Source organism: Bacillus mesophilus (assembly GCF_011008845.1).
In the GTDB taxonomy this organism is placed as follows: Bacteria; Bacillota; Bacilli; order Bacillales; family SA4; genus Bacillus_BS; species Bacillus_BS mesophilus.
On sequence record NZ_JAAIWM010000003.1, the window covers coordinates 267,282 to 290,701 of the forward strand.

Below are 23,420 nucleotides of genomic sequence, written 5' to 3' on the forward strand. Positions count from 1 at the left end.
TTCACTCCATTTTAAAATTTAACTGGTTTATTCGTCTCAGCTGATTCGTAAAGCGCCGTAACTAACCGTAGAGCCTTTTTACCATCTTCTCCGGTAACAATAGGATCTCTATCTTCCTTTATCGCCTGAATCATATCTTCCACGATACATTGATGACCTGGTTTTCCAAATGGATCTTTTTCTATAAGATCTGTTAGTTGTTTTGCCTCTTGATCAGACATATCTTTAATTTGGATATGTTCAAATTTATTAGCTGTGGCTCCACCAATCTTAAGAGTTCCTGTTTCTCCAAAGATACTTAGTGTCTCTTCAAGATTCTTTGGATAAATAGTAGTGGCCGCCTCTATAACTCCAAGAGCGCCATTTTTAAATCGGACCACTCCAGTAGACACATCTTCGGCTTCAATATTACGAAGGCGCGTTGCACTCATACTATATACTTCTTCAACGTCACCCATTAACCAAATTAGCAAATCAAGATTATGGATAGCTTGGTTCATTAAAACACCACCATCAAGGGATTTAGTACCTCTCCATGGTGCTTGGTCATAGTACTCTTGGTTTCTGTTCCAACGAACGGTTGCATTTGCGTGGCTAATTTTACCAAGACTATTATTATTAACTAATTTTGCAGCTTCCATAATAGCCGGACGGAAACGATTAGGATGTACGACTGATAATTTAACATTATTCTCTTTACAAGCATTAATCATGGCATCAGCATCTTCATTCGTTAAAGAGATTGGCTTTTCTACAATAATGTGTTTCTTAGCATTTGCAGCTTCAATAGCAAGCGGTGCATGGTACCCACTAGGTGTACAAATGTTTACAACGTCAACTTGGTCGTCACTTAATAATTCTTTTAAATCTGTGTAACATTTCACATTATATTTTTCTTTATATTCTTCCATCTTTTCTTCCATCGTATCAAAGACAGCAACTAAGTTAGCGTTCTCAGCATTTTCAATTGCCTCAGCATGTTTTTTTGCAATATGACCGCAACCAATTATTGCGAAATTAACCATATTCTAAACTCCTTTAAAAAATCATTTTTTACCAATATTCGACTCTATACGAGTTTGTTAATCCAAAATATAACAAAATATGCAACTAGCTAGAATAAATCCTAACTCCAACCTATCAATTTGTCAACTTTTAGTTAGGTGAATCGGACCCTTTCTTATGATCTACATCTGTACTAAATATTCGACTAAATTTTCTTAATTTATAGAAATAGTAAACATAGTACAGAGACAATACAGTCGTATAGATATATAAAAAATTAGTAATTGTAATATTGTTATATTTCGTAATGATGAACAGAACTATACTTATTATTAAAAGTCCTACTTGCCATTTCAATCCAAATTTATTTTGTTTAAACAACGGTGCTGTGATGGACAATGGAGTAACAATAAACCTTATACAGAATAGCGGAATTAAAATTCTTGCATAATTACCGGCAACAGCCCAGTCACTCCCAAACACAAAGATCATAATATCCTTTACAAGGAAAAAGAGAAGTGTGAAACCTGGAAGAGAGATCAGTAATAACTTCTTAAGTGTTGAGTCAAATGTACTTTGTGCATTTCCTTTTTTATTTTTTTCCTCTGATGCTTTTTGGAAATATACTTGTCCAATTGATTTACCAATAAGCTGTGTCGGTACTGCCAAAATCCTATGTACTAGAGAATAGAACCCTAGTGTTGCAATCGAATATACTGAAGAAATAAATATATTGGTGACGTTTTGTGACAAAGTAACAGCTAAAGTACCCCACATTGTATACTTTGGATACTCATTGTATTCCTTTCCCAATCTCTTCATTTCTTTAAATGATATTGCTTTTATAAGGGACTTCTCTTTTAAAATGTTTTTTATTAACTTTGTGTTGCCTGCAACATTCGAAAAAATTTGGCCAGTAATTAAGCCACCCGCTCCAATTTTAAAATAACCTAATACCAATTGAAAAAAGGCAACCACAAAAGATTTATAAATATTTGCCCTTGAAATATCCGCATAATTTTTAAAACGGGTATTTAAATAATTTAGAATCTGGAACAATGCAATTAGGAAAATAAATAAAGGAGCTACATATAGCCAGGGAGATATTTCATCATTACCTAAGAGCTTGGTAATCGAGGAATTAAATAGTATAACAAGTAACAGAAGAAACCCACTAAAAATCGACGAAATTAAGAGAGATAGAGAAGCAATATTAATTGCATCTTTGTCACTCTCAGGAACGACTAACGCCAATTCATACTTCCCGGTAGCGATAGAACCAAAAATGGCTGTAATTGATACAAAGATCGCATAGATCCCAAAATCAGCAGGAGTATACATCCTAGTTAATATAGGTGAAATCGCTATTGGAACAGCTTGAGCAAAACTTGTCCCAGTTAAAAGTGTTAATACATTGCGATTAAAATCATTTTTTAAAATCTTCCTCATGTCTTTTAGCACATCCGTATTTAATATAAATTATTATTTCCTAACGACAAACTACTTCCACTAAATGAGGGTAGCATAAGGACCCTTCTGATGTTCTTTTAACAGCTATATCACAAACAGTATCATATTCTAGATGTACTGAATAGACAAATTATACGTAATTATGACAAAAAGAGTACTATTTCCCAGTTAACCTTCGTTTTATTATAAAGAAGTTCTGAGCAAGGCTCCCCGTATTTCCTTTTATTAAAACTATAATACCAAACAGCACCACACATAATAATACGGTTCCCCATAAAACTGTACTCGAGAATACGTAAGCTGTCACACTGAAGATCATACTGACTAAATACAATAATAAAACTGTAGCTCGGTGAGATAACCCTAGTAATAAAAGTCTGTGATGCAAATGGCCTTTGTCTGCAACTGTAATAGGTTGTCTATTTTTCAAGCGTCTAAAAATGGCAAAGAACGTATCAAAAACAGGCACGCCCATAATAATCATTGGTACGGCAAAACTAAACAAAGTGACACTTTTGTATAACCCTAGTAAAGATAGTATAGAGATACAATAACCAAGAAACAGGGATCCTACATCCCCCATAAATATTTTTGCAGGGTAAAAGTTATAAAACAGGAAGGCAAGTGTACTTCCCAATAAAATTAATGACAGCATTAATATTAAATACTTCCCATTTAGTGCAGCCAAAATTGCGATTGTAGCAATTACAATAGTAGAGATACCTACCGCTAGTCCATCTAGCCCATCAATTAAATTAATTGTATTCGTTATTCCGATAATCCATAACAACGTGATCGGGTATTTAAACAAACCCAATTGTATCTTCCCTAAAAACGGAATTTGTATAAAGTCGATCGTCAAACCACTAATAATCACGATGACGGCTGCAAAAAGCTGAACAAGAAGCTTCACCTTTGCATTTACTTCGTACAGATCATCATAAAGACCTAATAACAAGATCAGTAAACTAGATACGGTAATAGCCGTAATATTCTCTTTATATAGTCCACTTGCGATATAGCCAATTAATACACCAATAAAGATCGCCAATCCGCCTATTCTCGGCATAACGACTTGATGAACCTTCCGATTATTTGGTCGGTCTGTAGCTCCAATAGCAAAAGCTAATCGTATAACAAGTGGAGTCACTAATATGACGGTTATAAATGAAAATAACATTCCAACCCATAAGTGCGTGTTCATGAAGTTAGCTCCTTAATAATTTGTCACCATTATTATTAGGAATAAACTAAAAAGATATAACCGTTTAAGTTAATCAATAACTTTTACCAGAGAAAATCAAAAAAAGCGAATGATTATATAAATCATTCACTTTCCTAAAATCCTCTATATTCTTCTTTTAGAGAGCCTACTATACATGTTAATGATAGGCTTATAATTCTGACTAACCAACCCTATTGATTCTGCTAAGAGCTCAAGAATAATTAATAATACAAAAGTAATTAAAATAGCTCCCCACATAGTCGTACTAGAAAACGCCACAGCCGTTACACTAAAAAAGATACTTAAACAATAGATCATTAAAACTGTATTTCGATGAGAAAGTCCTAATGATAATAAGCGATGATGTAAGTGTTCTTTATCAGGTGAGGAAATCGGACGCTTGTTCACAATTCTTCTGATTATTGCAAAGGTAGTATCAAAGATCGGTACTCCTAAGATAATAATTGGTACTACAAAACTAAATAAAGTTACACTTTTATATAATCCTAATAAAGATAAGATGGAGATACAATATCCAAGAAACAGTGCTCCCGTATCTCCCATGAAAATTTTAGCAGGATTAAAGTTATAAAATAGAAAGCCAATTATACTTCCTAGTAAGATCACTGAAATGGTTAGGATTAACATATTACCACTAAATGCTGCTAAAATGGCAATGGTTGCAATGACTATTCCTGATATACCAGCAGCTAAGCCGTCTAGTCCATCGATCAAGTTAATAGCATTTGTAATCGCGATAATCCAAAAGAAAGTAATTGGGTACCCTAATAACCCTAAACTAAATTCACCCACAAATGGAACATATAACAACTCAATAGTAAGTCCACTTGATACAACTATTGAGGCTGCCACAATTTGACCAAGTAATTTATATTTTGGTGCTAATTCATATTTATCATCAAGAAACCCTGTAAGTAAGATCACAATTCCCGCAGCTGTGATGGCAGTAACATTGTAAGAGTAAAGACCACCAACGAAGTACCCGACAAGTACTCCTATAAAGATGGCTAGCCCACCCAGTCTCGGCATTAGCTTTTGGTGCACTTTCCTTTCATTAGGCTTATCAGTTGCACCAATTGATACAGCAAATTTAATCACGAAAGGAGTCACTACCAACACAGTTATAAATGAAGCTACAAAAGCCAGTATAACTGATATATCCATATTTACGTCTCCTTATAATCTCTAGATTGATAGATTTATATCCTATTCCAATACTACATACGTTGATTAGTGTACTACTTCTCTTTAAATATGTAAATGTATTTTTATGTGTGTAAAATAAGGAAGAAACACTTTTCTAACCTACATAGTTAGTATTTCTAATCAGACATCAGTTAAAATTATACTTTCCTTTATATGTATATAGACTACATTTTTTTAAAAAAGGTTTCAAGTAAATTTCGATTATTTTCGTCATTATTAGATATTCGCGCTGAAGAGAAATTAATTTTTTAGGGAATTGGGAGAATGAAGTAATCAAATGTTTTCCCTTTCTTGAGAAGAAAATAATTGAGGAGAAGTAAATGATGGATTAATAAATGTAGTAGAAATTGATTAGTACAGTAGAATGAATGACCATCCCCAATGAAATGTAGGGTGGGACCAAAACCTACTAAGGATTTTGATCCCTCAACTGTATAGGAAACCTCATGGTCTCTAACATCCCTTAGGCTTTAACTCTCTCTTTTTCATGTTCTTGTTGAACATCCTCTTGCATTGCATCAATTAAAGTTTGTGCCATTTGATCCCATGAATGATAAGATTCAACATAATTTCTAGCATTTTCACCCATTTCTTTTGCTTCATTAGGATGTTGAGAAATATATGTAAGTGCTTCGGCCATTGAGTTTTTATCAGCGACTTTTATGCCACCTTTTGATTTCTCTATAATAGTACCTTCGATGTTACATTGAATAACAGTTGGAATTTTTGCAGCCATATAGTCATAGGCTTTATTTAAACTAATACCCCATTTATATAGTTCGGCATCCCACATCGCTATTAGGCCAACATTTGCTTTTTTTAGTATCGTAGGAATTTGCTCTTTAGGAACAGGATCTAAAAAAATTACATTGTCCAAGCCTTCCTCTAATTTCCTTTGGATTAGTCTTTGTTTTTCTACTCCATCTCCAACCAAAACAAAGTACATCTCAGGCTTCTGATCTTTAAGAATTTTAGCCACATCAAGGAGAACATCTAACCTATTAGCTAAACCGTGCGCCCCGGTATACATAGCAATAAATTTATCTTTTAACCCCTGAAAGAGCTTATCATGTTCAGGAGAGAGTTCTGCACTTTCTTCATAGCGGTCCAGATCAACACCATTTGGAAGATACAATACCTTATTTTTAGATATTCCTCTTTGAGCTATATATTCTGGTGCTTTATCAAAAAGCACAATGATTCGTTTGGCTTTTTTATATAGAAATAACTCAAGTTTGCTTAATATAGTAACAATAGGGTTATGTTTAGACAATTTACCTAAATGGATTAATGTCTCTGGCCACAAATCTCTTTCTTCAAAGTAGAACATGCTCTTTTTTTTCCAAGAAACCATGTATCCTAGTAAGGCAGCTAAAGGATGAACGAGCGTCCCCATCACAACATCAGGCTTCTCTTTTAGCTTCATTGCTGTAAAATATCCTCTGATACTATAGCTGAAAATATTAAACACTCGACTAATGTTATTAGAAGTGTAAGGGGTTGTACGGACCCAAACGTACCGAATCCCGTCATAATATTCTTCTTTGTAAAGATCTTTAGAATTGATAAAATGCTTTTCTTTTCTAGTTCTATGATCAAAGGAAGAAGCAAAAATTGTCACTTCATGACCTTCCTCATTTAATCTCTTAGCTAAATCAAAATCACGAGTTATTCCTCCAGATCCTGGAGAAATTGCATAATGATTAAATATCCATAATTTCATGATTCACATTCCTTTTACTAATATTGACTCATCATCCTAGAAAGAATACCTCGGTTTAAACTTCAAAATAATTTATCTGATCAAATTTGATCAGGGAGTTTAATATTCTTCAAAGCTGATGAATATCCAGGTCAAACAGTTAAAATAATAGACATCATATAAAACCCTAGTGTTACCACAAGATTGTAAAAAAAGTATTTTAAATAAGACAATAGCAGCTATTTATACTATATATTGTTTCATTAAGTATTCTCTATGTATCTTAACCTAAACATATTTAATTGGAAAGTTAAACTATTAGTCAGTTGGATTACTTATCATTACAATCTCATATTGTTTTGAAGATCCTTAGCATGAATCATTTTCATTGATTTTTTCCAGACAGGGCCCATAACGCTGGTAGAAAAAATCCTTACGAACAATCTGTATCCACTAGAATCAATAAAAGAAAAATAAAAAAGTGCTAGGCACATGCCTGCACTAACACACTTTGTTTATTTAATTGTACCAATAGTCTTTTTTATGAACTCAATGAACTCTTTTTCTGTTATTGATGATGATGACTGTTCTCCTCTATTATAGGAAAGCAATAATAGATCTAGCAGTTGTTCCGGTTCTAATACATCTTTTTTTCTATTCAATACCTCTTCCATTAGTATATCTCTTCACTTTCTTTATTTTTTCTCAGAGATATTCTATCATATTCCGTTGGTTTATTGGAAATGATTTTACAGAAACTAGGGACTAACCTCCTAATTATCATAAAATCTGTAAAAAAGCTGTGACAAATATCACGTTTATGACAAATTATGACAACTTTCTGTTTTTTTACATGTTATGGTATTAACGTGATAAAGGCAAACCCATTGAAAAATGGAGACGCAAAGCTAGAGGGACTACGTCGATTGATAGGTCAGCCAGCCGCCCCAAAACGTGACAGGGGGAAATGTTATGCCATATTATACTTTTAAGGAAATTTGGACACCATTAAGTCTCTTTCGGATTCGCTTTTATAAAGATGTTGAACGTGGGACATTGTATATAAAAGTCGGTAAAGCTAGCCGTAGGCAATTATTTTAATCTTCTATTCCTTACAACAGATAATTAGTATGACTATCACACTCATTTATTGACCATAATGCCAACTAGGTGATGGCATGTTGAATCATATAAATGTTGATATCATGTTTGGGATAGACAAACAAATGCATTTTTGGGGCTTTTTTGTAGGTACACTTATTCTTGGAATCCTACTACTCCTAATTACCCCCATACGATATTCAAGACGAAACTTGAGTATATTATGGTTTGGGGTCATCATGATTGGGATGATCGAAGAATTTAGACAATACTTACTACCAAATCGTAGCACAGAGTTCCTAGATGGAATGGCTAATATTTTAGGGGCTACTTGTGGAATACTGCTTCCTTTTATCATTGGATCTTTTTATAAACAACTAGTGAAAAATAAGCACTTATATATGTTATTCTTCTTTTATATTCTTACTTTATCAGCTGGATTATGGCAGCTTAACCAAATATCTTTTTTACAGGAAGAGCTTAATCTACGGAACATCGTTCAGGTATTCTTTATGAAATAAGTAAACCCTCTTGTTTCAAACAAAGAGGGTTTTGCTAATAATTGCGGATATAAAAACCAACACAAGTAAAACTTGAGTTGGTTTAATTTTTTATATAGACTCTTTTAAACTATGGTATTGATCAAAATGATAATGAAGCTTCTTCTGTAACTTCGCTTTTAACTCATCATTTAAACACTCTGACACTAAAATTTCATATTCAAGATAATTATACTTATGCCAAAACAGTTTAATTGCTTTCATCACATAACTCTCCCTTTATTGGTGTATTTCGTAATCGTAGGAGTTGTTTTCGGTAGCTGGCTGACTTAGTCATGAAAGACATTAGTCCCTATAGCTTTGCGTCACCATTTTTCAAAGGTTTTGCCGTTTCGTACGATATGCGAGTTAGTGTTATTTTAGTTATGTTTTATTTAAAATACAAGTAGTTTCTATCCAAAATTGTAATAATTTGTCGATAATTACGGGAGAATAACTAATTATGGAATACCTCGGGAGCTTTTCACCAAAAATTATGTAACTAAATTAAATAGCTTTGTAAAAAGCAATGCCTGTACTAATGCAACGTACCATCACATAAAATAAACTATTAAATTATGTGTCAGGAGACTACAAAGCTATGCTTTTACAAATAAAAGCGAAACTACATGCTAAATTCACACAGGACCGTTTCTTAAAAAACGTTACAGTTTTAGTAGGCGGTAATATAGCTGCTCAGATGATCGTCATTTGCGCTTCTCCCTTATTAACACGTCTTTATACTCCCGATGAGTTTGGTTATTTAGGTTTATTTATTTCACTATTAGCTCTATTAGCTTCTATTAGCTCCCTTCAATATGAAAGTACAATTACTCTTCCTAAAGATGATTTAGACGGGGCAAATATTGTTTTACTTTGTTTTGTTACCCTACTTGGAGTGGTATTACTTACTGCTGGTTCCTTACTGATCTTCACAGAACAAATTGCAGAATTATTTCAAGTCGAGGCTATTAAAAATTACTTATTTCTTTTACCAATAAGCCTTCTAGCCTTAGGTGGTAATAATATATTAAATAGCTGGGCAACAAGAAAAAAAAATTATGGACTAATCTCAACAACAAAGATTACTCAGGGTATAAATATGACGCTGGTTCAAGTTATTGGTGGAATGGTAATTAAGGGGCCATTGGGCTTAATGATTGGAGACGTGATTGGGAGAGCCGGTGGAAACGCCCGTTTTATTAGGTCAACCTATAGAGAAGATTGGCAAATCTTTAAGCAAATAAAGTGGAAGAAAATTATGAAAATGGCCAAAAGGTATAAAAAATTCCCAATCTATTCAAGCCCTGCTACGTTGTTTAGACAAGTCTCCTTAGAGTTACCCTTCCTGGTACTAACAGGTATATATGGACCAAGTATCGGAGGAGGGTTTATCTTAGTACAACGAGTACTTGGCTTACCTTTGTTTCTGATTGGTCTGTCTATTGGTAACGTCTATCTCTCCGACGCCTCAAAGCTTGTTCATATAAATCCGGATCAAATTAAAAAGTTGTTTTGGAGTACTTTCCAAAAACTATTCATCATCATTGCGCCTTTGCTTTTCATTATTATCATTTTCGGTCCTACAATGTTTACCTTTATTTTTGGAAATGATTGGACGATTTCATCAAGTTATTTACCGATATTAGCAATCATGTACTCATTTCAGTTTTTATCTGCTCCTCTAGGTGTTACACTTTATGTTTTAGAAAGAAATGACTTACAAATTCTCAGAGAGATTATAAGAGTTGTTTTAATTGGAGGGGCCTTAATACTCGCATACATTTTTTCTTATACTCCTTTTCAAGCAATCATCGCAATCAGTGTTGCTGGGTCGATAGGGTTTATCCTATATGGTATATTTTCAATAGTAGCGATTCATCAATACCTACAACAACAAGGAATACCTGTAAAGGGAGAAACACCTATCTAATAAAAACAGCACAAACCTCCATGTAACTCATGGAGGTTTGTGCTGTTTTTATTTACATTTTACTAGGAATAGCAAATTTACTCTTAAGCCGCCTCTTTCCATGTTTAGCTAATGAAGACGGTATAAAAAATAAAGCAGGGAAAGGATCTTTTCTTGACCACAGTGCACCTTGAATTGGAGAGGATACCAGCATTTTTAAGTAGCGTGAAAAAATAAGCCACCAAGTCTCTTCTTTAATAGCACGAATGTCATTTAATAAGAACACCCAATAAACACTCTTTTTTTGTTCCGTAACCACCATTTTCTTTGGTTGGTTGATCTCTAATAAATCAACAAATGAACGATAAATAAAATTTGGATTCCATTTATGTAATAAGCCGGTCTGTAGGGGAAAACGTCCGTTTACTTCAATTAAATAGTACTCATGGGTCTTTGAACAATATTTATACTCAAATTCAGCAATTCCCTTATAGTCTGCTAGTTCCATAATTTTAGCACTACGTTTTGCTAAGTCAGGAATACTCTCAGTAACCATACAAGAAGCTGTACCAAAGTTTAATGGGAAACTACGTATCTTCTTAGCTTCATATCCAACCTCAATATTACCTGATTGCCCTCGATATAGAAGTAATGTATAAATAGTTTCTGTTTGTCCCTCTATCATTTGCTGAATGATATAACTTAGATTTGATTGTTTTAGTATATTTATAGTCTTTGTGATTTGGTCATCGTTATAGCAGATATAAGCTTTTTCAGGTATAAACGGCATAGTAGAAAATTTTCTATCATGCCAAAGGGGTTTTATAATCACTGGATAATCCTGTTCTGAAATGTCTTCTATTTGTTCGTAGGTCTTCGGGATTGGGAAAGAGTGCTGATTCATAAAGCCAGCGAGTTCCTCCTTATCAATGAGCCATTTATTTTTTTTTGATGCAGGAATTCCATACAAAGAACTCAATTCATCAAAGTTTGCAAGAATGATATCTAAATATTCATCGGTGTCTGTAAAGAGTGCAAGCTTGGCGGTAAGAAGTTCGGGAATTTTGTATAAAAGCTCTATTAACTCAGTCCTCGAGGTAATCTGTAAGAACACTGTTGAATACTTGGAATATTGATGAAACTCGCTCCCCACTAAAATGCACGGAACTTTTTGCTCACCCAATTCACGAATAATGGCGAGAGAACCTATACTTTCTGCAAGAATGACTGCTGCGTACCCTTTTGAATTAATATAATTAATCTTTTTTGGTGAGATCATGTATCCTTACCTCATTCTTTAGGATTCTATTTTTATGAAAGGTTGACAGAACACTTATTTTTTTAAACCCTTTTACAATTCCAGTCTTAAATAAATTTAAAACCTCAAAAATAAAAGGAAAAGGATCTTTCCAACTAAAGGTGTCATAAGAAACTATCTTTGGGTGATTAATGATCATACTCACAAGTTCTATTACCTTCTTCTTAAGAGGTTGTTTATCTAGTAAGAGAAATACCATGTGCTTGAGCTCTCCTACAATCCATTTTGAGTGATGATTGATTTGATATTCCTTGTTATATTTACTTTTTAGCTCGTCTATATTAAGTTTGTTAATAAATAAATCAACCATCATAAAAGGGAAGTCAACGCCTGAATTTACAGCCAGGTCCATAGAACCCCATGGGCGACCATTCACCTCCATAAAATAGGCATCCCCTTCTGAATGTCCCTTAAATTCAACCATTAGTATCCCTGTCCAGTTTAACTCCTTAATAATTTTCACAGAGGAAGCTAATAGTTCAGGATGCACATGTATAGAACGTCTTAGTGTACTCACACCACCATCAGCAGGGTATTCTCTTACTCTTTCATGGGCAAAACTCGAAAAAATTTGCCCATCCTTAGCTGCCGCAAAGATTCCAAATCCTTTTCCATCTATTTTGGATTGGAGTAGTGGCTGATGATCGTACTGACTAATTTCTATTAAAGCATTTTGTAATTCTTCCTGATTAGATACAAACTTCCGGAAACCATAGAACATAGAATCACCAACAAGAAAACGAGATTGTCTAGGTTTTACAACGATGGGGAATTGGAGATCATCTTGGAGTCCTACCTGGTCAATCACCTTCACATTACATAGAGTAGCCAAGTGGTTCATCTGTTCTTTATTTAATGTTTGTAAATAGGCGAATTTATCAGGTGCAATTAGCTGATGTTGTATTTCTTCATACAGAGATGAATGGTATATAGAAAACAATGTGGCATCATTACTAGGAAAGATAAAGTCTGGTTTTGTATCATCAATGATATTTCTAAGGCTTTCTATAAAAAGCTGATGACTATTTTCAGGGGAGGTATAGAGGAAAAATCCCTCAGAGAATGTTGAAAATCTGCATAGGTCTAATCTGCTTTCTCCTGCTAAAAGAATATGATATTTTTTATGTTTACCAATAGAACGAATCATGGATAATGTGTACCGCTTATTTGCATCTAGAAATAAAATTGTCTGTCTCATTGTAATCCCCTCATAGTTATCAAATATTAATTAATATGTTGAGGCAGGAAGTTACATGCTCCCTTAAAACAAAAAAATGTTTTATGGCAGGAAGTACAAATTGATAAAATTCCTTCATATAAATAGAACTAGTAATATATGGTAATGGGGCTGATCTCTTGGATAAGGACGAGTTTATATGGGAAATCATAAAAGCTTTAAATCTTAGTAACTTTAAATGGTGTATACCTAGTGGCTATCAAGAGCTGCCAAGGGTCAACTCTGATATAGATGTGATCGTTTCTGAGAAACCTATCATGGTTGTAAAATATTTATTGAACTATTTTGCAGGTAAAGATGTTGGTTGGAAGTTAGTACATTTACATAAGGGGAAAAACTGTTATTGTGTATTCGCAAGTGTAATGAATAATCAATTAGATTACTTATTTCTTGATTTATCGCAGCATTATTACTATCAAGGGAAAAAGGTGATTAGTGGAGATATCTTTCTAGAGAAGGTAGAGTTATTTAACCAAATACCAATACCCTCTGTTCATGTGGAGTTTATCTATATCTTTATAAAAAGAGTAGGTAAGCTTCAGATGACAGAAGAGCAATTTGCTAGGTTATCAGAATCATTCTACTTGGACCCCACAGGCTGTTTAAAAATGCTCAAACTATTTTGGAGTGATATTGAATCTAAACAAATAGAAGCTTTAGTAATGGAGAAAGACTACGAGGGTTTACAAAATGCCTTACCAGAATATAGAAATAGACTTTTAACGAAAAACCTTTTAAAACTTCTATCACTCTATTACTGCGACTATCAACTAAAACTGGTAAAGCTTATCAGACGTATATGGCACAGCCCTGGGCTAGAGGTCATTTGCCTAGGACCTGATGGAAGTGGAAAATCAACCACTATTAAGGAGATTGAAAGCTTTATTTCCCCTTTACTTAAAGTGAGGAAATACCATTTACGATCCTTCCCTTCTAAAGTTTACAAAGGAGACTCCATGACCAAAAAATCACCCTATGGAGAATCAAAGCAAAACAAACTGGTATCTATAGTAAAAATAGTCATATACTTTTTAACCTTTTGGTTTGGACGTGTATTCATAACAAACCCACAAAAACTACAGACACGAATGATCCTATTTGACCGATCCTACCACGATATTACAATTGACCCCTCAAGGTTCAGGTTAAATTGTCCAGCGTGGTTTACCAGATTAATAAGCACTGTTTTTCCTAAACCAGATCTCTTTTTTATATTTGATGCACCAACCGAAGTCATTCAAGCTAGGAAACAAGAGGTTTCTTATGAAGAGACAGAACAGCAGCGTATAAATTATTTGGCGTTTGCTGAAGAAAATAGAGATACAGCATTTATTATTAATACTGAGGATGGGCAAGGGGATACGTTGGTTAGGGTAATGAATATACTATTTTGTTATATGGAAGATCGGGAGAAGGTTAGGTTGAAAGTGGAATGATCGAACTCCCTACTTACGGCTTTATTATTATTTTTTAAACTTCTATTTAGTTTACCTAAAACAAGTGTAGAGGTAGCCAAATTTGGTTACCTCTTATTCCTTTTCCATATGTTAATAACTTTGCGAAATAAAACACCATGCTATTTTACCTGAGTATAAGACTTTAGGTGTTCAATATAAAATATAAGTTGTTCTATATACAGAACTAATATATAATATTTTTAATAAATTAAGTTTCTATTAAATATTCTGAGGAGGAAAATACTTGTCTATAGTTCACATGGATGAAAGGGCTAAATTAATATATTTTACTCTTTTGTTCTTTCTTGTAATATACCCTTTTAATTTCTTTGTAGTAGATGGTTCAGGAGAAATGGTACACACTTTCTATAAGCTTATTACGTTATATATGTTTATAACCCTACTGTGGGCAGTGTACCTTCTGAGGTGGATTAGAACAAAAAACTCTATTGAAAATAACCTTACAACGGCAGAAAAGAGTATTGGCCTTTTTCTAATAATTTTAATTCTTTCTACCATGTTCTCAGTAGATCTCACAACTGCAGTTGTTGGGACTTTTCATAGATTCGAGGGGGTATTGAGTTTATTTTCATATCTGTCTCTTTTCTTCTTCACCTTTCGCTTTATACAAAATAAAAATCATATAAAAATACTTTACATAATCGGTTTTTTATCACTGTTAACATCTTTATATGGTGTTTATCAATATTATACTCCTCATATATTTAAACAGAATTTAACTAGAACAGAATCTTTTTTCGATAATCCTAACTTTTATGGTGCCTATCTTGTTTTAATGTTATTAGTTACTTCAACCTTGTATTTACTAAATAATACTTTAAAAATTAACACCATTTTGCTCCTTGTTAATTCCATATTATTTCTCAGTCTCCTATACACTCAAACACGTAGTGGTTGGCTCGGAATTGGATTTGGACTTATTTTTATCACTTTATTTATTGTGAAAAATAAAAAATATTTATGGAAGAGATGGACAGTCCTACTTTTAAGCTTCTTAATCATTTTCGCTTTTGTTAACTTATCAGAAAATAATGCATACTTATCAAGGTTCTTATCGATTTGGACTGATAGTAGTCAGATCCTATCTGATGAGGAGGATAAAGGGCATAGTGGTTCTGGTAGATGGTATATTTGGAGTGAGTCCTTACCATTAGTAAAAGATTACTTTTGGTTAGGATCAGGTCCCGACACTTTTGGGATTGTGTATCCTAAAGATACTGTTTTTAAAGGCTTAACAGTTGATAAGGCTCATAATGAGTACTTACAAATTGCCGTCACACTTGGGGTTCCTGCCCTATTGGTGTATTTCTTTTTTATCTCTCATGTGCTTTTAACAGGTTTAAAAGCAGCATTAAGGACAGAAGGTGAAAGCCAAATCCTTTTGTTTGGCTTACTGGCAATTTGTATAGGTTATTTGACTCAAGCATTTTTTAATATCAGTGTGATCACGGTAGCCCCATTCTTTTGGGTTATATTAGGTATTCTCTATCATAGATCGGTGACCTTTTTAGCGGCTGTTCCTTTAGCAACTATTACTTCTAATAAGAATTTTAGTGTTTAAATGGGTACCAATTAGTTAAAACTCATTTGAGAAAAAACACCAAAAAATTTAAGACCCTAAGCTTATGAGCTTTGGGTCTTTAGGTATTTGATGATTAAATCAGGTAAGTGTATTTAGAAAGAAGAAACCGCTCAGGATTTGAAAGCTAAAAAAACGTTAACCTAATATCCCCATATTAAAATACTCGGATATCCAACTCTAAAGAGTCCTTTCCGAGTATTTTAATGTTCAAAGTTTATAAACCACCATTTACAAAAAGATATATGGCAAATGGTCCGAGAATTACGATAAACAAAGAAGGAAATATAAAGAATATCATTGGAAATAGCATCTTTACTGGTGCTTTCATAGCCTTCTCTCTTGCTTTTTCTCTTTGATACTCTCTTATTCGTTTTGTTAATGATTTAAGCACTTTTCCCATTCCAATTCCCAGCTGCTCTGCCTGAATAATGGAGGTAATAATACTTTGAAATTGTTCAGATGGAACTCTACTTCTCAACTCATAGAACGCATCTTTTCTAGATTTCCCCAGTCTCATATCCTCTAACGTTGTCATAAACTCTTCTGATAGAGGGCCCTTAAACTGTTTACAAACTTTAGTCAAAGCTTGATCAATCCCCATTCCTGCCTCTATTGTTAAGGTCAACATATCAAAGAAGTCAGACATTGTTTTTTCGACAGCTTTAATTCGATCTTTTTTCTTTCCATCTAAATAAAAACTTGGATAAATCGCCCCAATACCACCTAAAGTAACCGCAAAAAACACAACATTCAACTTGTTTTCAGCACTTGGAAAAAATAAAAACAATAATAAGGCGGATATTCCTATCGCTAAACTAACCTGTACTACTCTAAAGTCAATGGGGGTCCAATTAAAGGGCCTGCCCGCATCACGGAGCCTCTGTTCTAGTTCCCTGGTGGAATGCTTTGGCATTCTTTTAGTGACCTCTACACGTATCTTCATTATAATGGGGGCAATAACTCTTTTATATAGTAGCCCGTCCTTTTTACTTTCGCTTTTCTTATCATGCTTATGATTAAAAGAAAGGACATTGGTCCCATAGTACGCTACAATTCTACGTTCTACTTCAATGTCTTTTTTATAAATTAATAGTAAGATCCCTACTATTACTAGTACAGAGAAAACAAAAGTCGAAACTATAAAGAAAATGCCTTCCAATGGTTACACCTCTATTTTAATAATCTTCTGAATAATGAGCCATCCGAGTAAAATGAATAAGGAACCTGCTCCAAGAACAATCCATCCGATTGGATGTAAAAGAATGGGGCTAAAATAGTCTGGATTTACAAAATTCAAATACAACCCAACCCCTACCGGTAGCAGTGTAACAATCCAAGCTGACATTTTCCCTTCAGCGGTAAGGGTATTTAATTCTTCTTTTACTCTAATCCTTCCTCTTATTGTTTCTTGCATCGTTTCTAGTAATTCAGCCAAGTTTCCTCCACTGGTACGTTGGATGAGTAGTGCATGAATGACCATTTCTAATTCCTTGTCTGGCAGACGCTTTGCTAAATACATAAAAGCAGTCTCTGTTGTAATCCCATAATTAATATCACGAATCGTTTTATCAAACTCAGGGCCTATTGGGTCAGGCATTTCCCTACCAATTAGTTGCATAGCTTGCATAAAACTAAAACCCGCCCGCATCGAGTTCGCCATAATCCCTAAAGCTTCTGCGAGTTGATTTGCACTTCTTGTCAATCTCCTCTTTCTTTTTTGACTCACATAGAATTTAGGAGCCAAAAATCCAATGATTCCTAAACCCAGGCTATATAAAACACTTAGACCAAGTAATAACGGTACTATAAAAGATAGAAGTGAAACAATAAGTCTTAGCACAAAAAATTCTTCTGCTTTTATTGCCATACCCGCTTGTTCTAATGTTACTTGCATTTCTCTTACATACTTTACTTCTTTAAACTGCTCTCCTAAGTTAGATACAAGACTTTTTTCAGCCTTTTGTTTCGTCTCTTTTTCGTGGACAGTTTCCTGGACCATACGTGGTATATATTTTTCAAGACGAGACTCAATTCTTCTATATCTTTTGGTAAGTAAAGAAAATAATAAATAAAATACAAGTGTAGTAATGATTAAGGACAAAGTTAATGTGACAACAAGGTTTTCCGCCATATTACCACTCCTCAGTGAACATAGAGGATGGAAGCTTTATTCCATTAAGCTCAAATGCATCCATACAATAAGGCCTAATTCCTGTTGAAACCAATTTCCCTTGAATTTTACCGTCTATTGAAACACCAGATTCTTTAAATACAAAGAGATCCTGTAGAACAATAACATCACCTTCCATACCAATTACCTCGGTAATATGTGTTATTTTTCTAGTACCATCCTTCAATCTGTTCTGCTGGATAATGAGATCTATAGCTCCTGCAATTTGTTCACGGATAGCCCTTACTGGCAAATCCATTCCTGCCATTAACACCATTGTTTCTAAACGAGAAAGTATATCACGTGGCGAGTTGGCATGTCCTGTCCCTAAGCTTCCATCATGACCAGTATTCATGGCCTGTAGCATATCCAAAGCTTCAGCACTCCGAACCTCTCCTACTATAATGCGATCGGGTCTCATACGAAGTGAATTTCTAACAAGATCACGAATGGTAATGGCACCTTGTCCTTCAATATTTGCAGGTCGTGCCTCTAAAGATACAACATGTTCCTGAGACAGTTTAAGCTCTGCAGCATCCTCAATAGTTACAATTCGCTCATCATTCGGGATAAAGGCCGATAATACATTTAATGTAGTTGTTTTCCCAGAACCTGTTCCCCCACTGATAAATAAGTTTAGACGAGCCTTAACACAGGCATCTAAAAATTGCGCCATTTCTCGTGTCAATGTGCCAAACTGAACTAAATCATCCGCCGTAAAAGGAGTCTGTGAGAATTTACGAATGGTAATCGTCGGTCCATTCAATGCTAAAGGTGGAATGATGGCATTAACACGTGATCCATCAGGCAGTCTTGCATCCACCATAGGTACACTTTCATCAATTCTTCTTCCCAGTGGTGACACAATTCGCTCAATTACCCTAGTTACATGGTCATCATCACGAAAACTAACATTACTTTTATAGAGCTTTCCTTTTTTTTCATAATAAACATCAAGAGGACCATTTACCATGACCTCTGTTATGGATGGATCTAATAGTAGAGGGGTAATCGGTCCGTAGCCTGTCAGTTCACTTTCCACTGAGCTTAATAGAATGTTCTTTTCTTCGAAGGTTAAATATTCCCCTTCATTGTCAAAGAAGGGCTCCACTAACTCTTTTATTTTTTCTTTCAAGTTTTGCTCGTTAATGGTTGGGTTATTCTTAATTTCATCCACTAAATAATTGTGAAGTTTATTTTCAAGGTCAATATCAACAGTATTTCGCTTAGGTTTAACTTCTTCCTTTAAAACAGTTGAGGAGGGGGAGTCTGTTACAGCTGTCTCTCCCCCAAGTCTTCTTAATAAAGCCATTTAAATTCTCCTATCTTGAAAGTATTTCAACCTTCTCCTTGATGCTAGAATCTTTACTTTTATTCGTAACCTTATCATCCATTAGTTTTTTTGCAATTACCTTAATATTCTTTGAAAATGGGTTTCTAGGGTTTGTAAGAACAAACGGCTTCCCTTCGTTGACCGACATAACAATCTGTTTTTCCTTGTTAGGAACTCGAGAGAAAAGTTTTTTACCTAGAATCTTTTCAACCGTCTCTGGTTCGATCCCCTTAACTTTATAAGCCCGATTTAGAATCACTTTTATTTTATCTTTAAGCCCTAAGGAATCTAATGTATCCACGTATATCTTCGTGTTTTTTATAGTGGGTAAATCCATAAAGGTAGTCACCAAAATGTCAGTTGACATTTCTAAACTGATAATACCAATCTCAGATAGATGTACTGGAGTATCAATAAGAACTACATCGTAGCTCTCTTGTATGTCTAGTAAAATGGCACGTATATGATTTTCATTAATGGCCTCAGCAAACTCAGGGCGAAGAGGAGCAGGTATGATGTCTACTCCGGATTCATGCTGTTGAACAAACCTAGATATGTCTCTATGTGCATTACCATATTGTTCTTTCGTCCATTCATAAATCGTTCGTTTTGGTTTAATATCGCAGAACATCGCAACATCACCAAATTGAAGGTTAAGATCTAGAATGACTACTTTATACTTTTGTTTAGCTAATTCAGCCGCAAGATTGACAACAATGGTGGTTTTACCCACCCCACCTTTCGTACTGCAAACCGTAATTGTACGTTTCTCTTTCAATTCTTTAACTTCTTCTACTTGATTTTGAGCTTTTTTAAGTTCCCAAACCGCCCTTTCCATTACCTCAACGGTTTCATGCTGGTCAGCAGATATAAATAGAACGTCCACAGCCCCTGAACGAATAGCTAACCTTAAATCTAACTCCTCTTCACGCCCTACCAGGACAATTCCAACATTGGGATACGTGAAGTTTAGCTTTTTACAAAGTTCATATATATTACTGCTTGAATTTGCTTCTATAAAGACAACCGTATGTTCGTTTTCCTTAATATTCTTTTTTATATCTCCCATTTCTTGAATCGTGGTCAATGGATACTTTAACTCATCAGCAGCCTGTTGAATTTGAGTAATAACATTTAGATGATTTGTATAATAGATCACCCTCGTTTTCATTTAACGAAACACCCCTTCATGTAGAGCATCTTCGTGGATGTGAGTTTTTTCCTTCTGAACCATATCATCGCCTTCTCCTCTAAGCATTAAATAAAGCGTATCTCTGGTAGCAAAGCCTAAGGCTAGGCCTTGTGTAGGATTAACCTCTAGCGTAACAAGTGCATATCTAGCAGCTTCTTCCTTTGTGTCAGCAGCATGGCCAATCGCTAATACCTTTACATTTTGTAAAAGTAAAGTAGCAGCTGCATGTTGATTAGGATTCTTTTTTTCTGTCTCTTCAGTTGGTGGCTCCATAATAGAAACTAGATCCACAAATGCACCTGGTTTTAAAAACCCTGATACACCATTAACTACATTCACCTCTATAGAAATTCCTCTTTTACCCTTACCCGGAGGAATCATAAAGTTTGGTGCATCCTTATCGTCTTCAGTAGATAGAACCTCTGCTTCCGGTTCTACCGCAGATTCATTTGCCCCCTCCTGTCCAGCTTCTTCTACAGACTCATTCTGTTCCTGATCAGAGGTTACTTGTTGTGTAGTTCCTTTTGATAGATAGGTAAAGTAGAAGATTCCTGTTGCGATCATTCCAAAAACTATAGCAAATGTCCAAATCTTTTTTATACTCATGATTTCCTCCTGCAAATTCACTAGTCGACTAGCTTATATCCATATGCTCCATAATTTGTTTGGGCTGGAGAGCTATCTCCTCCAACGTTATAACTGATTAATTGTCCCTTTACCTCTGCTCCTTCACTTGATTCTGATACACTCACTAAGAAGAAGACAGCAAATCCGATCACTTCAACTTTTTTTATTTGGTTACCTGTTTCAAATTCAATAATCTTGTAGATAGGTACTGTAACAATTCTTTCACAATCCTCAGGATATGTTGCTGCATCATATGTTACATAGGAAGGACATGAACTAAGTCGATCTTTAATTCCTTGCTTAGTAGGACCGACCATATTACCAGTTTGCGTCTCTAGTTCCATTCCAACTTTTACTTCCACATTAGAACCGTTTTTAAGATCATCTCTGTATTTATCTCCACCAGTCCCTGTCAATACAAGTGGTCCCGTATTACCAGATCCTAAATTGTTGGCACCATCACATCCAATACTTGTACTAGTAGGGTCTGATGGCTTTGGAAGCTTTAACGTTATCTCTGTACAGTTCTTCCATAAGTCATAATCTACATGTTGGATTCCCAGTGGTATAACACCTCTACCTGATGTCATGGGATTTAATTCAACCTTTGCAGTTGCAATGACATCCTGATCATTAAATCCAAGTACTTTTGCAAATGTAAATTTTACATTTTCTTTGGTTGTCACCCTAACCCATTTTTTATTGGGATCAATTTCAACTTTTACCTCATCAACAGTTGGTCTATTCTTGTTTGCTGTGTTCGTAGCTTCAAGTTCTGCCTTTGTAGAATCTAATGGGAGCTCTTGTGCAGCAGCTAATGCTGCGGCATCTGCAGCCTTTTGCAACCTACTCTTCTCTGTATATAAGGACCCTCCATCAACAGTTAGAGCCGTAAAGCCCATTAAACCAACTAGTGCGAATGCCACAATAATCAGAACTCCACCTGATTCATTATTTAAAAATGTTCTAAACTTAAACATCATTCTTCTCATATCACTCCACCCTCATCACAGTTTCATCAATTAAATTAAAAGGAGGAACTAAACCTCCAATTATAGGAGTTAGATAGTTAACACTATGGGAAACTACAACTTTTACATAGGATCCTCTAGAAGGATCCGGATCAAATGTAACGCTAACATCTGATGATGTAAGTAGACCTGATGAAGTATCAACTGCCTTATTTACTGCTAAGGTTACATCTTTGCCAACACTAGCCTCTCGTGCCGCTTCCCTTCCTGAATGATCGATCGTTAGATATGCGTGGAATATTCTTCCGAAATCTACAATACCAAATAAGAGAAGTACTAATATCGGTAGGCATAATGCGAGTTCAACCATAGCAGCTCCTTTTTGAGATTTCACAGTAAACTCCCCCATTTAATTGCCATTATAGTCCCGATACAAATTGCAATTCCATATGGAAATGACATATCTTTGGAAGAGCTTTGTTGTATAGTTCCTGCATTCCCTCCAAATAATGCAAAAGTAAAGAACATATATCTAAAAGACTGTGTCAGTCCCATTTTTTTTACTATTAAAAAGAGTGAAATTAAACCACCAATTATTGCTGTATATAAGAAGGCGTGAAATACAAAAGTAGCACCTTTCATGGCACCAATTGCAGCCATTAACTTGACATCCCCTGCCCCTATTCCGCCTCGTAAAAACGGTATTAAAAATAAACCAAACCCCAAAAGAAATCCTTTACCACTAAATAAAAAACCTTCAAGTCCGCTAATGTATAGGTTCAACATAAATCCTATTACAATCCCAGGTAATGTTACTATGTTCAAAATTTTTCTATTTTTCAAATCGGTATATAAAGAAACTAGTAAAATTACAATGAGTACAAAATTGATCATATTTATCTCCCATAGCTTTTCTTTTGTTATATTTAAAGAGAGCTTAATAAAGCATAGAAACTTTTTAAAAATGCCCCGCTAACAAAGCGAGGCATACAGATTATTTGCTTAATTGTGTTCCTACCTTGTTAAATAAGCCGTTTACTTTTTCACCTAGGAAACCTGCTCCAACTGCAGCAACCACAGCGATTAAAGCTACGATCAAACCATACTCAACCATTGTAGCTCCTTCTTCTTCTACTACTAATCTCTTTAACATTTCTTTCATTTTAAATTCCTCCACCTTGTTTATAATTTTTATATATTGAATGTTTAACCATCAATTTTATGATTGCTGTTAGCGACTATGTAAGAATTATTGATTAAACATTTAATACCTAGTTTAATTTGTTCGTTTTAGTGAACAAGTTATAACCTGATTATAGTTCTATATTAAG

At 34.6% G+C, this 23,420-nt stretch carries 23 protein-coding genes and 2 riboswitches; of the genes, 5 read left to right on the forward strand and 18 right to left on the reverse strand.

Translation table 11 applies throughout. The features are described 5' to 3' along the window. Positions 1-11 precede the first annotated feature (11 nt). The 6 genes from G4D63_RS11255 to G4D63_RS11280 form a co-directional block, all read right to left on the reverse strand. Entirely contained in the window at positions 12-1,025 is a 1,014-nt protein-coding gene (locus tag G4D63_RS11255) for a Gfo/Idh/MocA family protein (protein WP_163179737.1), read from the reverse strand. Positions 1,026-1,155: 130 nt separating this feature from the next. Then, positions 1,156-2,454: a lipopolysaccharide biosynthesis protein gene (locus G4D63_RS11260; RefSeq protein ID WP_163179738.1), complete on the reverse strand. Its 1,299-nt coding sequence runs from the start codon at positions 2,452-2,454 to the stop codon at positions 1,156-1,158. Positions 2,455-2,632: 178 nt separating this feature from the next. Next, positions 2,633-3,679, reverse strand: a complete 1,047-nt coding sequence (locus tag G4D63_RS11265; protein ID WP_163179739.1) for a glycosyltransferase family 4 protein — start codon at positions 3,677-3,679, stop codon at positions 2,633-2,635. Between the two features lie 144 nt (positions 3,680-3,823). After that, positions 3,824-4,885, reverse strand: coding sequence for a glycosyltransferase family 4 protein (locus G4D63_RS11270; RefSeq protein WP_163179740.1), 1,062 nt, complete (start codon positions 4,883-4,885; stop codon positions 3,824-3,826). A gap of 505 nt (positions 4,886-5,390) precedes the next feature. After that, complete coding sequence (locus G4D63_RS11275) at positions 5,391-6,650, reverse strand: glycosyltransferase family 4 protein (RefSeq protein WP_163179741.1); 1,260 nt, start codon at positions 6,648-6,650, stop codon at positions 5,391-5,393. 494 nt (positions 6,651-7,144) lie between these two features. After that, positions 7,145-7,303 carry a hypothetical protein gene (locus G4D63_RS11280; RefSeq protein ID WP_163179742.1) on the reverse strand — a complete coding sequence of 53 codons (159 nt, stop codon included), beginning with the start codon at positions 7,301-7,303 and terminating at the stop codon, positions 7,145-7,147. A gap of 193 nt (positions 7,304-7,496) precedes the next feature. Further along, positions 7,497-7,579: riboswitch (cyclic di-GMP riboswitch) on the forward strand. A 22-nt stretch (positions 7,580-7,601) separates the two neighbouring features. Here G4D63_RS11280 and G4D63_RS22070 point away from each other — a divergent pair. Together G4D63_RS22070 and G4D63_RS11285 are read left to right on the forward strand one after the other, a co-directional pair. Further along, entirely contained in the window at positions 7,602-7,730 is a 129-nt protein-coding gene (locus G4D63_RS22070; protein WP_275580287.1) for a hypothetical protein, read from the forward strand. A 77-nt stretch (positions 7,731-7,807) separates the two neighbouring features. Then, a complete protein-coding gene (locus tag G4D63_RS11285) occupies positions 7,808-8,251 on the forward strand; it encodes a VanZ family protein (RefSeq protein WP_163179743.1) in 444 nt (147 codons plus the stop codon). A 90-nt stretch (positions 8,252-8,341) separates the two neighbouring features. On the opposite strand, the gene G4D63_RS11290 is transcribed toward G4D63_RS11285, so the two are convergent. After that, a complete protein-coding gene (locus G4D63_RS11290) occupies positions 8,342-8,497 on the reverse strand; it encodes a hypothetical protein (RefSeq protein ID WP_163179744.1) in 156 nt (51 codons plus the stop codon). 45 nt (positions 8,498-8,542) lie between these two features. Continuing rightward, a riboswitch (cyclic di-GMP riboswitch) is annotated at positions 8,543-8,629 on the reverse strand. A gap of 241 nt (positions 8,630-8,870) precedes the next feature. Here G4D63_RS11290 and G4D63_RS11295 point away from each other — a divergent pair. Beyond that, positions 8,871-10,202: a lipopolysaccharide biosynthesis protein gene (locus tag G4D63_RS11295; protein WP_163179745.1), complete on the forward strand. Its 1,332-nt coding sequence runs from the start codon at positions 8,871-8,873 to the stop codon at positions 10,200-10,202. Positions 10,203-10,254: 52 nt separating this feature from the next. On the opposite strand, the gene G4D63_RS11300 is transcribed toward G4D63_RS11295, so the two are convergent. Continuing rightward, positions 10,255-11,460 (reverse strand): hypothetical protein, encoded by a 1,206-nt coding sequence (locus G4D63_RS11300; protein WP_163179746.1) that lies wholly within the window; start codon positions 11,458-11,460, stop codon positions 10,255-10,257. Further along, a complete protein-coding gene (locus G4D63_RS11305; RefSeq protein ID WP_163179747.1) occupies positions 11,438-12,697 on the reverse strand; it encodes a carboxylate--amine ligase in 1,260 nt (419 codons plus the stop codon). Before G4D63_RS11305 ends, G4D63_RS11300 begins: the two co-directional genes overlap by 23 nt. A gap of 158 nt (positions 12,698-12,855) precedes the next feature. Here G4D63_RS11305 and G4D63_RS11310 point away from each other — a divergent pair, with 158 nt between their 5' ends. Both G4D63_RS11310 and G4D63_RS11315 read left to right on the forward strand, forming a co-directional pair. After that, positions 12,856-14,172: a nucleoside/nucleotide kinase family protein gene (locus G4D63_RS11310; protein WP_163179748.1), complete on the forward strand. Its 1,317-nt coding sequence runs from the start codon at positions 12,856-12,858 to the stop codon at positions 14,170-14,172. 265 nt (positions 14,173-14,437) lie between these two features. Next, positions 14,438-15,775 carry an O-antigen ligase family protein gene (locus tag G4D63_RS11315; RefSeq protein ID WP_163179749.1) on the forward strand — a complete coding sequence of 446 codons (1,338 nt, stop codon included), beginning with the start codon at positions 14,438-14,440 and terminating at the stop codon, positions 15,773-15,775. 235 nt (positions 15,776-16,010) lie between these two features. Here the strand turns inward: G4D63_RS11315 and G4D63_RS11320 are convergent, their stop codons facing one another. The 9 genes from G4D63_RS11320 to G4D63_RS11360 form a co-directional block, all read right to left on the reverse strand. Continuing rightward, complete coding sequence (locus G4D63_RS11320; protein WP_163179750.1) at positions 16,011-16,955, reverse strand: type II secretion system F family protein; 945 nt, start codon at positions 16,953-16,955, stop codon at positions 16,011-16,013. Positions 16,956-16,958: 3 nt separating this feature from the next. Continuing rightward, complete coding sequence (locus tag G4D63_RS11325; protein ID WP_163179751.1) at positions 16,959-17,927, reverse strand: type II secretion system F family protein; 969 nt, start codon at positions 17,925-17,927, stop codon at positions 16,959-16,961. A 1-nt stretch (position 17,928) separates the two neighbouring features. Beyond that, on the reverse strand, positions 17,929-19,278 hold the full coding sequence (locus G4D63_RS11330) for a TadA family conjugal transfer-associated ATPase (protein ID WP_163179752.1): 1,350 nt from the start codon (positions 19,276-19,278) through the stop codon (positions 17,929-17,931). Positions 19,279-19,288: 10 nt separating this feature from the next. Next, positions 19,289-20,470 carry a CpaE/TadZ family protein gene (locus G4D63_RS11335; protein ID WP_163179753.1) on the reverse strand — a complete coding sequence of 394 codons (1,182 nt, stop codon included), beginning with the start codon at positions 20,468-20,470 and terminating at the stop codon, positions 19,289-19,291. Next, entirely contained in the window at positions 20,471-21,097 is a 627-nt protein-coding gene (gene cpaB, locus G4D63_RS11340; protein ID WP_163179754.1) for a Flp pilus assembly protein CpaB, read from the reverse strand. A gap of 20 nt (positions 21,098-21,117) precedes the next feature. Next, positions 21,118-22,110: a pilus assembly protein TadG-related protein gene (locus G4D63_RS11345; protein ID WP_163179755.1), complete on the reverse strand. Its 993-nt coding sequence runs from the start codon at positions 22,108-22,110 to the stop codon at positions 21,118-21,120. A 1-nt stretch (position 22,111) separates the two neighbouring features. After that, positions 22,112-22,483 (reverse strand): TadE/TadG family type IV pilus assembly protein, encoded by a 372-nt coding sequence (locus G4D63_RS11350; RefSeq protein WP_163179756.1) that lies wholly within the window; start codon positions 22,481-22,483, stop codon positions 22,112-22,114. Next, positions 22,480-22,983: an A24 family peptidase gene (locus G4D63_RS11355; protein ID WP_163179757.1), complete on the reverse strand. Its 504-nt coding sequence runs from the start codon at positions 22,981-22,983 to the stop codon at positions 22,480-22,482. Before G4D63_RS11355 ends, G4D63_RS11350 begins: the two co-directional genes overlap by 4 nt. A 100-nt stretch (positions 22,984-23,083) precedes the next feature. Further along, entirely contained in the window at positions 23,084-23,251 is a 168-nt protein-coding gene (locus G4D63_RS11360) for a Flp family type IVb pilin (RefSeq protein WP_163179758.1), read from the reverse strand. Between the last annotated feature and the right edge of the window lie 169 nt (positions 23,252-23,420).